This is a genomic window from Actinomyces ihuae (genome assembly GCF_001457875.1).
Taxonomy (GTDB): domain Bacteria; phylum Actinomycetota; class Actinomycetes; order Actinomycetales; family Actinomycetaceae; genus Pauljensenia; species Pauljensenia radingae_A.
Genome location: NZ_CZPX01000005.1, coordinates 714572 through 729080 on the forward strand (window position 1 = coordinate 714572; position 14509 = coordinate 729080).

Here is a 14509-nt window from a genome sequence, read left to right on the forward strand (position 1 = left end):
CAAGGTAAGAAGCAGCCGCTGCGGCACCACACCCCTGCTCAAACAAAGCAACTAAACGCGTCTGATCAGACTCAGTCAATGAAGATAAAGAAGAAACCATGAAAATGTCCCCCGGAAAAAGAAACTGAATAATCCAGTCCAACTTCCGGGGGACACTTCATAAGCGACATGCTCCATTAAAGGCCACGCGGTCTGCACACTCAGTACAATGGTGGCGCTACCTGCCGCTGGCAGGCTGCGCATCAAACAGTGAGGATTGACGCCATGAAGAACGCCTTGGGTTTCGGTTTAGGGACGCTGGGGCGCGACATGATGTACGGAATGGTGTCGATGTACCTCATGTTCTACCTCACCGACGTCCTGGACCTGTCGACCGGTGCGCTCGCAGCGGTCACCGTCGTGCTGGTGCTCATGCGGATCTTCGACGCCGTGAATGATCCGTTTATGGGTTACGTCGTCGACAATACGCGCACGCGGTGGGGCAAATTCAAACCGTGGATCACGATCGGCGCATGCGGATGGTGCATTGGCACGGTGCTGCTGTTCACCGACTGGGGGGTGCGAGGCTGGCAATTCATCACGCTGTTCATCGTGGTCTACCTGGTGTTCGAGGTCGCCTACACGATGAACGACATCTCCTACTACGGGATGATGCCGTCACTGACCCGCGACAAGGCTGAGCGTGAACGCATCGGAGTGGTCACACGTATCTGCGCGAACATTGGCCTGTTCTCCATCGTTGTCGGCATCGTGCCGGTGACTCAGTGGCTCACAGGTGTGCTGGGGGATGCGCAGCGTGCCTGGCAGCTGCTGGCGATCGTGCTGTCGATCATTGCGATCGCTTTCCAGTCCATCACGCTGATCTTTGCGCACGAGACCGTGCATGTGAAGTCGGAGTCGACGCCGCTGCGCGAACTCGTCAGCGTCATCTTCAAGAACGATCAGCTGCTGTGGGTGTCGCTGACGTTCCTGCTGTATATGTCCGGCTACACCCTGCTGACCAGCCTGGGCCTGCATTACTTCAAGTACCTGGTGGGAGACGAAGGCAAGTACCCGGTTTTCGCGCTGGTTCTAGGCGTGACCCAGTTGGGCACGCTGCTGGTATTTCCCTTGATTTCTGCCCGCATGCCGAGGCGACAGGTCTTCACCCTGGGGTGCGGCGCTTCCGTCGTGGGATACGTGGTGTTCATCTGTGCCGGCAGCAACATGGCCGTCATTTTGTGCGCCGGGTTGTTCCTGTTCTTCGGGGAGGCACTGTTCCAGGTGCTGCTCATGATGTACATCGCGGACAGTGTGGAGTACGGCGAATGGAAGCTGGGGCGGCGCAACGAGTCCATTACTTTTTCCCTGCAGCCCTTCATCTATAAGCTGTCCGGTGCAATTTCTTCGGGCCTGATGGGTATCTGCCTGATCTGGTCGGGTGTGGAGAGCGCCACCAGTTCTGCCGATGTCGCCGAGTCGGGCACGTGGATTTTCCGGCTGTTCATGATGGTCGTCCCCCTGATTCTGACCGTCGCGGCGTTCCTGGTGTTCCGGCACGGCTATCGCATTGACGAAGCCACATACAGTTCAATTGTCGCAAGCCTGCAAGACAGTGAAAAAACCAGCACACCCGAGGAGGAAGCACGATGACCCGACACCCTGTGCGCACCCTCGGTGATGTGTACGACCACCCTGTTGGACGCGACGTCCTGGACAAGATCGCGTTGCAGATTGGAGTGTCGCCCTCGTTCATCGTGAACCCGCTGACGCGCCGGCTCCCATTGACGGTTCTGGATCGCGTGGCTGGGCGAGCAGCGCCGGGACTGGTCGCGGCGCTCACGGATTTGTTGGAGATGAATCCCGACCGGCTCGATGACGCCGACACCCACACCGAGGGACAGTCCGAGCCCCCCTGGTGGCAGGGCGCCGTTTTCTACCAGATCTATCCGCGCAGTTTCGCAGACTCGAACGGCGACGGGATCGGTGATCTGCGCGGCATCATCGGCAAACTTGATTACCTTCAAACACTGGGCGTTGACTGCCTGTGGCTCTCCCCCATCTTCGATTCACCCAACGATGATATGGGCTATGACGTGCGAGATTATCGCGCAGTCATGGATCTGATGGGGTCGATGGAGGATCTGGACGAGCTCATCGAACAGGTTCACGCGCGCGATATGCGCATTATTTTGGACCTGGTTGTCAACCACTCCTCCGCCGAGCACGAATGGTTCCAGGAAGCGCTGCGTGATCCAGACGGCGACAAGGCGGCGTACTACTTCCTTCGTGAAGGCTCTTCCGACGCGCCGCCCAACAACTGGGTGTCATTCTTTTCCGGGTCGGCCTGGCGCTGGTTTGATGACATCAAGCGTTGGGGCATGCACCTGTTCGCACCCTCGCAAATGGATCTGAACTGGGACAATCCTGCGGTTCGTCGCGAAGTTGCCGACATTGTGCAGTTCTGGCTGGCTCGAGGCATCGACGGTTTCCGCATGGATGTCATCAACTACATTTCGAAAAACGCGGGCCTGCCCAATGGCGTGCCGGCAGTGGGTGAGCTGGTCGGTTTCACCGGCATCGAGCGCTACTTCATCGGGCCTCATCTGCACGATTATTTGCGTGAGCTGAGGTCGGCAGGCTTCACACGACCGGACGGCTCCCACGCTCTCATGGTGGGTGAAACACCGGGGATCGGCATCGAGGTAGGTCGCCTTCTGACCAATCGGCAGCGTCGCGAAATGGATCTGATCTTCAACTTCGACGTCCTTGAGCCCCCCGGAAAGATCCGTTGGGATGACTACCGCTATCCTCCCGCCTACTTCCTGGATTTCTATCTGCGCTACCTGCGCCGTCTGGGGCCCAGCGACCAGATGGCAATTTTCGCGGAGAATCACGATAATCCGCGCATCGTCAGCAAGATCACCCTCGATCCGCGCTGGCGCGGTGCGGTGGCCAAACTGATCGCCGCGATTTCACTGACCCTGCCCGGCACGCCCTTCATTTTCCAGGGGCAGGAGCTCGGCGCAGTCAACCAGAATTTCACCAGCCTCGACCAGCTTCGCGACGTCGAATCACTGAACTATTTCCGCGAACTCATCGACGGCGGTGCGGCGCGCGATGAGGCCTGGGACCGCATCCTCGCTGGTTCACGCGATCATGCGCGCGTCCCCATGCGCTGGACTGTCGAGGGTGGCTTCACGACTGGCCAGCCGTGGATTACGGGGACCGACATGGAGGCGGGATGGAGCGCCGCCGAACAGCTGGACGATGAGCATTCGGTTCTGAACTTCTACCGCTATCTGATCAGTGTGCGCCAGTACTTTGCACACGATGACTTCACGCTGCTCACACGCAGCGGGCACTATGCAGCGTGGACGCGCGGGCACTACCTGGTTGAGGTCAACTTGTCAGAGCGAACGATCAGGCGTCCCCTGAGCGTGAGACGGATGCCCGGCCGAACTGTGATGACATCACTGGGATCAACGGTTAGGAGCGAACGCCCTCGTCCCGATGAGTTGCCGCCGTACGGGGTGCTGATCCGCCTGCTCGACTAACACTCAGGAGCGATCCGCGATCCGGCACGTGGGCATCTGAGACCCATACTCGCCACGGCAGGATCTTTCGATTCTGTGCCGCTCCGCCGGTGCAACTCCGCCTCCGCCGCGGCTATGCACATACCCCTAGATTTAAGTCCCTGGCATGCACATACCCCTAGATTCACAAGTGCTTTGTACACATACCCCTAGTTTTGGGGCCCTGTATGCACATACCCCTAGATTTAAGACCTCGAGCCCCGAGCAGTGAAATCCGTACGCACTCTGACCAGCAAAAATAGAAAAATGCCATAACGAGGAGCCGTTAGATCTAGGGGTATGTGCACGCGAGCGCTACTTTTTAGGGAGATGTGCACGAGGCGGAGACGATCACACCACGCTCGCGCCATAAGCGGCCCGGTCCCAATCTGCAACCGACTCAACCGCGGGGCGAGGATACCCTCGACGACCTCCGTCACAGAGCAAAGGACATTGCGCGCGACACGGTCGGGTGCACAAAGGTGAAGCCAGCTTCTTCCAGGACGCGCGCATGTACACGCTGGTCGGCCATCAGTAAGGAATCGGCGGCATCACGCGTGAGCGACATGCGCAGCGCCCACTTCGGAACCGGGAGCCAGAAGGGGCGGCTCAGCCGATCAGCCAGCTCAGAGCCAATGTCATTCATGGTTGCCATTTCGGGCGCCGTCAGGTTGATCGGTCCGCCAAGGCGTTGGTCGATCACGCATCGCAATGCGCGCACCTCATCAATCAGAGAGATCCACGGAATATGCTGCTGGCCATCTCCCAGTGGCCCACTCACGCGCAACTTCGTCAGAGGAATCAGCGGTTTCAACAGGGCTTCACGGTGGATGATCGAGGATGTCCGACACCTCGCCACGGTCGTCACGTCTTCAGACTGCCGCGCTTCATCTTCCCACGCACGACAAATCGACGCCAGATAGGTGTCACCGCTACTCGACCCTTCATCGAGTTCTTCGCCGGGACGATCCCCATAAATACCCACGGCCGATCCGGCCACAAACTGCGGCGCACCCTGCCCGATCTGTGCCAATGCCTGAGCAACAGTGCGGGTGGGATCCACACGCGAATGCAGCAGCGTCTCACGGTACCGTTTCGTCCACGGGAAGGACGCGATGCTCGCGCCGTTCAATGTGACAACGGCTCGAGCACCCTCGAGCACGCGAGGGTCAAGCGGGGCTGAGCCGGGTGCCCACTGCACTTCGTTCGCGGTACGCGCCGGACGCCTGACCAGCGCAATCACCCGGTACCCGTCTTCGTGCAACGATCGCGACAAGGTTCGACCGATCAGGCCTGACGCGCCGGCAACAACCACAGTTTCCTGTACCATCAGCGCTCATGCTACACGACGGTTCGTGCTCGGTGGAGACGATCGACCACACGACTCAGACGCGCGCTGCGATAATGACCCCATGACTTCACAACCCCTTCTCCACGCCGACGGAAGGCCTCCGCGTCCTGATTGTCGATGACGAGGTTTCTCTGGCCGACCTGCTCTCCTCGGCACTGCGATACGATTGGTTCCTACGCATACGCTCCTACGTGAACTCACACTCTGCAATACTTACCGTTCATTTACTTTTCAAACGATCGATAATAAGGAAATTCTCTCCAGAATCTGCCCAGACTGCTATGATTTTTCTGCATCCCATCTAGACTTGATGACATTCAGTGCGGGTTTTCACAGACGCCCTCGTCACTGCACAAGGACGATAAGACGCCGTGGCGCTTCACACACGATGCCCATCGGGTGGCAATGGGACTCAACAGATTCTTTAACTCAACTGTGAGCGCCCGACTATCCCGTCCGTGCTCACTGACCTACGACGTTGCGATGCCATCAGTCGGCAACGCAACAGGCGAAAGGGCTGAAAACGCCATGAAATCTCACTTCACAGTGCGTGCCAGAAAAGTCGCGGCGCTGCTCGGGGCGTCGATCGTAGCTGCCACAGCGTTTGTTGTACCGATACAGCAGAGCAGCCAGGCTGCAGAGCGACCATTCCCCAGTTATGAGCTGTCGTACCAACGCATCGTTGGACAGAAAGATCCAAATTTCAATCCTGAGACCGATGAGGGGGACGGATGCATTCACTCAGCAAATCCGGAGCTGGCGCCCCTCCCCTTCTTTGGCTTCGAATCGGCCGCCATCAACCAGTGTGACGGCATGCGCGTAAAAGTTCGGTGGTTCTACGACAAGAGCCTTGATTCCGAAACTACTGCTCCTACGCTCGAATTCCGCTTCGGCACGACGTGGCAGTACACGCAGGTCGATAATCCCGATTCCAATGCGTATATCTGGAAGCCCGTGGAAAATTTCCTTTACGACGGGCAGCCAACCGACATTTATAAGGCCGACGATCCGGTGGTCAAGGACAGCAACGGCAATTTTGTGCGTATGCACAACGGCAAGGGGTTCTACGAGCCTATTCACTTTGTCTTTGAAGACACCTTCGGCCCGGGCGTTGAGCACACCATGCAATACGACGTCTATTTGCCGTACAACGCTGACTGGGGCGGCATGACTTTTGGCACCGGGTCCACGGGCGACACACACGGCGGATCGATCGGCGCGAAGGCGAACGGTATGACTGTGCCGATCGCTGCGAAAATGGATGTACGCTACGTCCTCGACTCCGAGTATCGTGCAGCTCGTGGTTTTCCTCAGGCATCCAGCAGCTCGACCGATGAATCCCAGTCGGCAGGTCTTCCGAACGAAATTGTTGGCAAAGACGAAGTATTGAAGAACCAGTATACGGCACGCCCACAAGCCGGATGGGGTCGCCAATTGGAGGGCTCAACCTACACAACGCTTGACTGCCTTGAAGCTGAAGGTCAGCAGCTTACCGAACTTGCCAATTCAGTGCCGATCAACAAGATTTACCCGAACCTGAATTCTGACGCGGCTGTTCCGCTCGAGGCAGCGTCGGGTACTGCGTTCTTCGCACGATATCCCTACCAGTATTACCTCACCGGCGGACGGACGTGGGACTCCCTTTCGGGGCAAAGGTACATGAATCTCAATTCTGAGACAGGGGAATTTGAGCCATTCACCGATAAAGATGGTAATCAGCTCGTTTTCCCATATAAGCCGACGCCGCAGTCCCTCATTGCCGACATTCCGGGATACAAGTATGTCGGCTTCGACCTGCCGACGATGAAAAACGGCGCATATAAGGGCCTGAGCAACAGCGACCTGCCTGAATACCAGGACGGCCCGAACGTGGCGGCCAGATATCACAAGTCGAATGAAAAGACTCAGCACTTCTACTACACCTATGAGAAGATCAAGGGAGCGTTCAACTTGTCGAAGGTGAGCACGCTCGATGAGACTCCCATTGCCGGAGCTGAGTTTGAGCTCTACCAGGTTGTCGATCCCACGGTCAGTGCCTGCGGCGTGCAACCGGATCTGACCGATACGAGTACGGTGAATATCTGCCCGCTCAAGAACGGCGCTGAAGACACTGCCTCCAAGTGCAGCAAGACGGTTCGCCGCATCACGTTAGACAACATGACTGACGGCAAGATCATCACTGACGCTGAAGGTGCTTATGCGGCACCTCAACAGTCACTGGCGTCTGACACCACCTACCTGCTCAAGGAGGTTGCTGTTCCCGATCCCTACCGCATCGACAATGCGTGGACGCAGTTCAATGTTCCGTTGCAGACATCTGACGACCAGGCTGTGTCGACCCCGACGGTGACAGTCAAGAACCCCGGACCGGTTCCTCCGCCGGAAGTGCCTCCAACACCGCCGACGAAGACCCCGCCCAAAAAAGTTGTCCTGTCGAACACAGGCGCCAACGCTGCAGATCTTGCGGCTGCGTGCGTCGCCTTGGTGGCTGCAGGTGGCATGACGCTGATGCTTCGTCGCCGCTCGTCCAAGTAGCTATTGCCGAGGGGGTTGTCGACTGACCGCCCCTCAACGGCATCGCTCAATATCGGCCGGGTTCGTTACTTTCACGGTAGCGAGCCCGGCTTTCATATCTGCAGATCATGATTCGCAGCATCTGGAGGTCACACATCCGCACAATGCGCCCCACACTGATTCATTCGGCACGCCCGTCGGGCGTTGCGTGATGCAGACCTGACTGCTGGACGCCGGAAACAGCGGCGCATTATCACGCTTCTTCGTTGATGCTACGCAAGAAACATGGAGCCAGAGACCTCGCATTTGATAAGGGGCGAGATCGCGGCGGGAGGGGTCTGGTTAGGCTTTTGCGTTGACTAGTTCAATGCGGGGGCGGCTTTTGTGCAGCGAGATGGTGTTGGCTCTTCCATCGCTCAAAGTACATGTAAAGACACATGAAATATCTAATGAAGAGATAATCCTGAATTTACATGCAATATCACCCTAAAAACAGCTGGTTTGTGGGAAACTTGGAGGCGTTACGTTCGAGGTTGAGGGAGGCCGTGGTGGCAAAGCGACGCAAGGTTCCGATGCGCTATATCAACATCGGAGATCTCTCGCGCGGTCAAGCATCACGCCTGATCAAAGCGGTAGCTGAAAAGGATGAGTCTGCATTTGTTATGCGCTATGGCAAACCAGTTGCCGTCGTGATCTCCAACGAACGCTACGAACGACTGATGAGTGAAGGAATCGACCCGAGTGAGCACTAATAAACTTTCCAGCCACGTGTCATTGATCTGGAATATCGCAGAGATCCTGCGCGGCGACTATAAGGAACACGAATACGGCGATGTCGTCTTGCCTTTCACTGTGCTGACTCGACTCGATTCCGTTCTGGTGGACACCAAACATGCAGTCCTCGATATCAAGGCCACCTCACTGCCGGAGGAGATCAAAGAGCTGCAGTACGCGAAGGCTACAGGCTATCCGTTTTGGAACACCTCAAATTTCACCCTCAAGACCTTGCTGGACGACCCGGACAATCTCGAACAGAACTTGAGCTACTACGTACAAGCGTTTGCTCCTGCCGCACGGGAGGTGATGGAGGCGTACAACTTCTACAACGTCATCGAACGCCTCGACAAGGCAAACCTGTTGTTTCAGGTGCTTTCCGAATTCACGTCCTCGAAAGTCAACCTTCACCCGGACGTAGTCAGCAACGACCAGATGGGCTACATCTTTGAAGAGCTCATTCGCCGGTTTTCTGAGCTTTCGAATGAAACCGCTGGTGAGCATTTCACCCCACGTGAAGTCATTCAACTCATGGTCAACATTCTCTTCAGCCCTGATGAGGACTCTAATCGGATCTGCACTGATGGCGCGATGGCTTCCCTCTACGATCCGGGGGTGGGCACGGGTGGCATGCTGTCGATTGCATCCCAACACGTCGCGGACATGAACAAAACGGCGCGCCTCGAGGTGTTCGGTCAGGAGCTCAATCCGCAGACCTATGCGGTGGCGAAGTCAGACATCATGATCAAAGGCGAACGCCAGGAGCGCATCTACCTTGGTAACTCACTGACGAGCGACCAGACCAAAGGCATGAAGTTCGATTACATGCTGTGCAATCCACCGTTCGGGGTGAATTGGAAGAAGTACGCAGACAAGATCCTCGACGAGGCCGAGCGCGACGGCTACCAGGGTCGCTTTGGCGCCGGGACGCCGCGAATATCAGACGGTTCGTTCCTGTTCTTGCAGCATATGATCTCCAAAATGCAACCGTACGATCCTGGCGACCCGGTTAACGCGCCAGGATCTCGGATCGGCATCGTATTCAACGGCTCCCCCCTGTTTACCGGTGGTGCTGGTCAGGCCGAGTCTGAGATCCGACGTTGGATTCTTGAAAATGATTGGCTCGAGGCGATCATCGCGCTACCAGATCAGATGTTCTACAACACCGGAATCCTCACCTACGTGTGGGTACTCTCCAACCGCAAAGAACGCCGCCGTAAAAACAAGGTGCAGCTCATTGACGCCACCAACTATTTCCAGCGGATGCGCAAACCCCTTGGCGAGAAGCGAAAAGAACTCAGCAAAGACAACATTGACGACATTACCCGCATCTACGGTGCGTTCCAGGAAACTGAAGAATCCAAAATCTTCGACACCGAGGACTTCGCCTACCATGAAGTCACCGTCGAACGCCCCCTGCGGCTCAGTTTCCAGGCCACACCCGAGGCCATCGAGACGCTCCAAGAATCCAAACCTTTCACCTCGATAGCCACCTCGAAAAAGAAGGCCGAACCGGCACGTTCCCAGGAAATTGAGAAAGGCAAGCACCTACAAGACGCAATCATCGGCACCCTGAAAGGGCTCGGCTCTGAGCGGGTGTTCCTCAACCGAGACGAATTCATTGACTTGCTCCGTGAGGGCATCAAAGAGCGCGGCCGGAAGATCAGTCTCCCTGTGCTACGCAAGATCGTGGAAGAACTCGGCGTAAGGAACCCGGACGCGGGCATCTGCCTCGATACGAAAGGCAAGCCAGAACCCGACTCAGGCCTGCACGACACTGAGCAGATCCCGTTCCGCGAAGATATCGAAGCCTACTTCCAGCGCGAAGTCATTCCCTACGCCCCCGACGCCTGGATCGACCATACTAAGACCAAAATCGGCTACGAGATACCCTTCACCCGCTACTTCTACAAATACGAAGAACTAGGCGACCCAGTGGAAACCCTCACCGAAATCCAAGCCCTCTCCGCAAGCATCCAAGCCGACATCGCCAAACTCTTCAGCGAGCAGGTGAACAAGTGAAGCCGCCGAATTTGTCATGGCTTAAACATCGCCCAACCGAATGGAGGGTTGTCCGATTAAAGAACCTGTTTTGTGAACATAAACATAAGAACCATGGGTTAATTGAAACTAATCTCCTGTCTCTCAGCTACGGGCAAATTGTACGGCGCGATATAAACCAGCGTGGCGGCCTCTTGCCGGAATCATTTGAAGGCTACAACATAGTCGAACCGGGTGACATCGTCCTGCGACTCACAGATCTTCAGAATGATCAAAAGAGCTTGCGAACAGGACTTGTACGAGAACGAGGAATCATAACTTCAGCCTACTTGGCACTGCGGCCGCGAAACCGCGTTAATGCTCCATATTTCGAGGCACTTCTTAAGGCATATGACTTTCGCAAAGTGTTTTATTCAATGGGAGGCGGAGTCCGTCAAAGCCTGACTTTCGCCGACGTTTCAAGCCTTCCCCTACTCGTGCCAACTGGCGAGGAGCAATCAGCCATTATTAACTTCTTGAGTTACAAGACTGCTGAGATTGATGGGCTGATTGGGAAACTGACTCGACAGGTGGAGTTGTTGGAGCAGTATCGACGTGAGTTGATCGCTCACACTGTGACTCGGGGACTGGATCCTGACGTGCCGATGAAAGATAGTGGCATCGACTGGTTGCCCCGTATTCCTGATCATTGGGAGGTGGTTGCAGGGAGACGTGTATTTACGAAACTCCAGCGGCCGGTTATAGCAGGCGCTGAGACTGTCACTTGTTTTAGAGATGGCATCGTAACTTTGCGAAGGAATCGGCGAACTGAGGGATTCACAGAGTCCCTGCAGGAAATCGGGTATCAAGGTGTCGAAGTTGGCGACCTGGTAATTCACGAGATGGATGCGTTTGCGGGTGCTATAGGAGTTTCCGATTCTGCTGGCAAGTCCACCCCGGTTTATTCCGTATGTAGCATTCAAAATGGTGGTAGCGCACACTTCTATGCCTATCTACTTCGACACATGGCTGGTGCCGGATATATTGATGCGCTCGCTCGGGGAATAAGACAGCGTACTGTTGATTTTCGATTCAAAACCCTAGCTAGCCTTTCTATTGCCGTTCCACCCGTTGCAGAACAAGGGCGCATAGCAGACTTCCTTAATAAGAAGTCCAAGGAAATTGATTCGACGATTGCGGGCATCAAGAAACAGATTGAGCTTTTGGGTAGGTATCGCAAGCAGGTTATTAATGATCTGGTGACGGGCAAGGTTCGTGTGGAAGAGGCGGTGTGATGGATACGTCTGAGCGCAGATTTGAAGACGAGATCGAGTATTGGTTGACTCACGCCGGCCCGTTCGAGTACGACCGCTACGAGTCAAAGTCGCCCTCGGGGTATGACAGGCAGCTGGGCTTGTATCGTGAGGATCTGCTGGATTTTGTGCGGGAAACTCAGCCTCAGCAGTGGGAGCGCCTGGAGCGTATTCATGGGGCGAAGGCTGGCGAGAAGTTCTGCAAGCGGGTCGCTCGAGAGCTTGATCATCGTGGCGTGGTCGAAGTGTTGCGTCGTGGCGTAGAGGACCTGGGAGCCAGGTTCAAGTTAGTATTCTTCGCTCCCGGTTCGGATTTGAACGAGCTACTGGCAGAGAAGTACTGGGCGAACCGGATGACAGTAGTGCGCCAGTTGCACTATTCGACGAAGAATGAGAACTCAGTGGATACCGTGCTGTTTGTCAATGGTATCCCGGTGGTGACATTGGAGTTGAAGAACCAGCTGACTGGCCAGACGTATCGGGATGCGATTGATCAGTACAAGCGTTCACGCCCTGCTACTGAGTTGTTGTTTGAATTGAACCGGCGCGCAGTGGTGCATTTCGCTGTCGATACTGACGAAGCATGGATGACTACGAAGCTCGCCGGGATGGATACCGTGTTCTTGCCATTCAATCGTGGATACAAGAACGGTGCTGGTAATCCGCCTGTGCCAGGTAAGTACAAGACGTCTTACTTGTGGGAGGAGGTACTGGCGAAGGATTCCCTGCTCGACATCCTTCATCGCTTCGTCCAGTTCGTCCCCGATGAGTCCGACCGACGCAAAGACAAATTGATTTTTCCGCGCTATCACCAGCTTGATGCGGTGCGTGCCCTGGTGGCTGATGCGAAGGATTACGGTGCTGGCAAGAATTACTTGGTGCAGCATTCGGCTGGGTCGGGTAAATCGAACACGATCGCCTGGCTAGCCCATCACCTGTCGAATCTGCATGATGATCAACAGCGCGCGGTTTTCGATTCCATCATTGTGATCACTGATCGACGAGTGCTGGATAAGCAGCTGCAGGACACTGTTTTCTCAATGGATCATACTGCTGGCGTGGTGGTGAAAGTTGATAAGAATTCCCATCAGCTCACCGGCGCCCTTGCCGACGGGGTGAAGATCATCATCTCGACTTTGCAGAAATTCCCGTTCGTTGACGTGAGCAAAGTAGCTACGGCAGGTAAGCGGTTCGCCATCATCGTGGACGAGGCGCACTCGTCCCAAACTGGCGAGGCGTCGGAGAAGTTGAAGCAGATTCTTGCAGATACCGTTACCGCGGGTAAAGACTCCGAAGAAGATCTCCTCGAGCGCTACGCGGCTGCCGAGGCGCAGGTTGAAGCCGAGCAACTCGAAATTGATGAGCAGATCGCTGAAGAGCTCCGCACACAAGGACGCCAAAAGAACCTCTCCTTTTTCGCGTTCACGGCGACACCGAAGCAGAAGACACTCGAGATCTTTGGTACGCCGGTACTGGATGCAACTCCGCGTCCGTTCCACGTGTATTCGATGCGACAAGCCATCGAAGAAGGCTTCATCCTGGACGTGCTGCAGAACTACACCACATATCAGACGTACTTCCAGATCGGCAAAACCGCTGCCGATGACCCCGAATATTCCACCAAGCAGGCGAATAAAGCGCTGGGCAAATATCTGAGCCTTCACCCTTATAGCCTTCGGCAGAAAGCCGAGATCATTATCGAACACTTCCGCGTCAATGTTGCCCACAAAATTGGCGGTAAGGCCAAGGCGATGCTGGTGACTGGGTCTCGCCTGCACGCAGTCCGCTACTACTTTGCATTCCGTGACTACATCAGACAGAGAGGATACACGGATCTCGGCGTATTGGTCGCATTCTCCGGCACCGTCGAGGAAGAAGGACTGGAATACACCGAAGAGCAACTCAACCAGATCCCCGAAGCAGAACTACCCGAGAGATTCGCTACCGGCGAGTATCAGCTGCTACTTGTTGCCGAGAAATATCAGACCGGCTTCGACCAGCCACTGCTGCACACCATGTATGTCGATAAGAAACTACACGGCGTCAAAGCTGTACAGACTTTGTCGCGAATCAACCGCATGTACCCGGGCAAGACCGACACATTCGTGCTTGACTTCGTGAACACTGCTGACGATATCCAAAAGTCTTTCCAGGACTACTACATTTCCACTGGTATCACTGAAGAGACTGACCCGAACATCGTCTACGACCTGTACCACTTCCTTGCCTCCTACCACCTGTGGACGGACAAGGAAATTGAAGGCTTCACGAAAGTGTTCTTCACGCAGCAGACGAAGCAAACCAATCTGGACTTCAGCCGCCTAAACGCCTATCTGGATCCTGCAGTTGCACGATTCAACGATCTCGAGGATGAAGACAAGCTTGAAGTGCGAGCACGGATGAGAAAGTTCAACCGTAACTACGACTTCTTGACCCATATCATTCGATACGACGACGAGCGACTACACCGATTTGCCGCCTACGCCAAACTCCTCGTCCGTAAGCTCCACATCGATGGTGACCCCGCCCCCCATCTGGAGGACGAGGTTGCACTGCAGTACTATCGCATCCAAAAGGTCTACGAAGACTCCATCGACCTGATAGACGAAGAGGGACAACTGTCGAACAACCCCGACATTTCAGGCGCAAGCGAAGACGAGAAGGACAGCCTGTCAAACATCATCTCCAGGCTCAATGACCGCTGGGGAACCGAGTTCACCCACATGGACAAAGTCATCGAACAGCTCACCGAGGACATGGTCGAAGATGCTGAAGTCAAGGCTCGAGCCCATAACTCTCTGGACTTGTTCTCCATCGTCTACTCTGAACGGATCCAAGACATTGTTCTTGACCGCATGAACCAAAACCAAGACTTCGCAATCAAATACCTCTCAGATACTCAATTCAGAGCCGACGTCGACCGAGTCCTGCTGCCACTGATTCACGCACGCCTCAACAATAAGAAAGGCGAGAACATACCGCCGGAAAACCACGTATGACCAAGGCTAACGCAACCACGGCCT

8 protein-coding genes and 1 pseudogene are annotated in these 14509 nt (G+C 55.5%); 8 read left to right on the forward strand and 1 reads right to left on the reverse strand.

Going from position 1 to position 14509, the window contains the following annotated elements:
* Positions 1 to 264 precede the first annotated feature (264 nt).
* Entirely contained in the window at positions 265 to 1632 is a 1368-nt protein-coding gene (locus BN3002_RS07815; RefSeq protein ID WP_058237383.1) for a glycoside-pentoside-hexuronide (GPH):cation symporter, read from the forward strand.
* Entirely contained in the window at positions 1629 to 3536 is a 1908-nt protein-coding gene (locus BN3002_RS07820; protein WP_058237384.1) for an alpha-glucosidase, read from the forward strand. The genes BN3002_RS07815 and BN3002_RS07820 overlap by 4 nt, the downstream gene beginning before the upstream one ends.
* A gap of 454 nt (positions 3537 to 3990) precedes the next feature.
* On the opposite strand, the gene BN3002_RS07825 is transcribed toward BN3002_RS07820, so the two are convergent.
* The gene (locus BN3002_RS07825) at positions 3991 to 4884 is read right to left on the reverse strand and encodes a TIGR01777 family oxidoreductase (protein ID WP_058237385.1); all 894 of its coding nucleotides are present in this window, start codon (positions 4882 to 4884) and stop codon (positions 3991 to 3993) included.
* Between the two features lie 82 nt (positions 4885 to 4966).
* On the opposite strand from BN3002_RS07825, the pseudogene BN3002_RS11495 reads away from it, so the two are divergent.
* From BN3002_RS11495 to BN3002_RS07850, 6 genes and pseudogenes are all read left to right on the forward strand, one after another.
* Positions 4967 to 5072 (forward strand): annotated as a pseudogene (locus BN3002_RS11495) (DNA-binding response regulator); the annotation flags it as partial.
* A 361-nt stretch (positions 5073 to 5433) separates the two neighbouring features.
* On the forward strand, positions 5434 to 7440 hold the full coding sequence (locus BN3002_RS07830) for a SpaA isopeptide-forming pilin-related protein (RefSeq protein ID WP_154955719.1): 2007 nt from the start codon (positions 5434 to 5436) through the stop codon (positions 7438 to 7440).
* 527 nt (positions 7441 to 7967) lie between these two features.
* Complete coding sequence (locus BN3002_RS07835) at positions 7968 to 8171, forward strand: type II toxin-antitoxin system prevent-host-death family antitoxin (RefSeq protein ID WP_257525577.1); 204 nt, start codon at positions 7968 to 7970, stop codon at positions 8169 to 8171.
* A complete protein-coding gene (locus BN3002_RS07840; protein WP_058237387.1) occupies positions 8161 to 10215 on the forward strand; it encodes a type I restriction-modification system subunit M in 2055 nt (684 codons plus the stop codon). The genes BN3002_RS07835 and BN3002_RS07840 overlap by 11 nt, the downstream gene beginning before the upstream one ends.
* On the forward strand, positions 10212 to 11468 hold the full coding sequence (locus tag BN3002_RS07845; RefSeq protein WP_074026216.1) for a restriction endonuclease subunit S: 1257 nt from the start codon (positions 10212 to 10214) through the stop codon (positions 11466 to 11468). The genes BN3002_RS07840 and BN3002_RS07845 overlap by 4 nt, the downstream gene beginning before the upstream one ends.
* Complete coding sequence (locus BN3002_RS07850; protein ID WP_257525578.1) at positions 11468 to 14485, forward strand: type I restriction endonuclease subunit R; 3018 nt, start codon at positions 11468 to 11470, stop codon at positions 14483 to 14485. The genes BN3002_RS07845 and BN3002_RS07850 overlap by 1 nt, the downstream gene beginning before the upstream one ends.
* Positions 14486 to 14509: the final 24 nt, after the last annotated feature.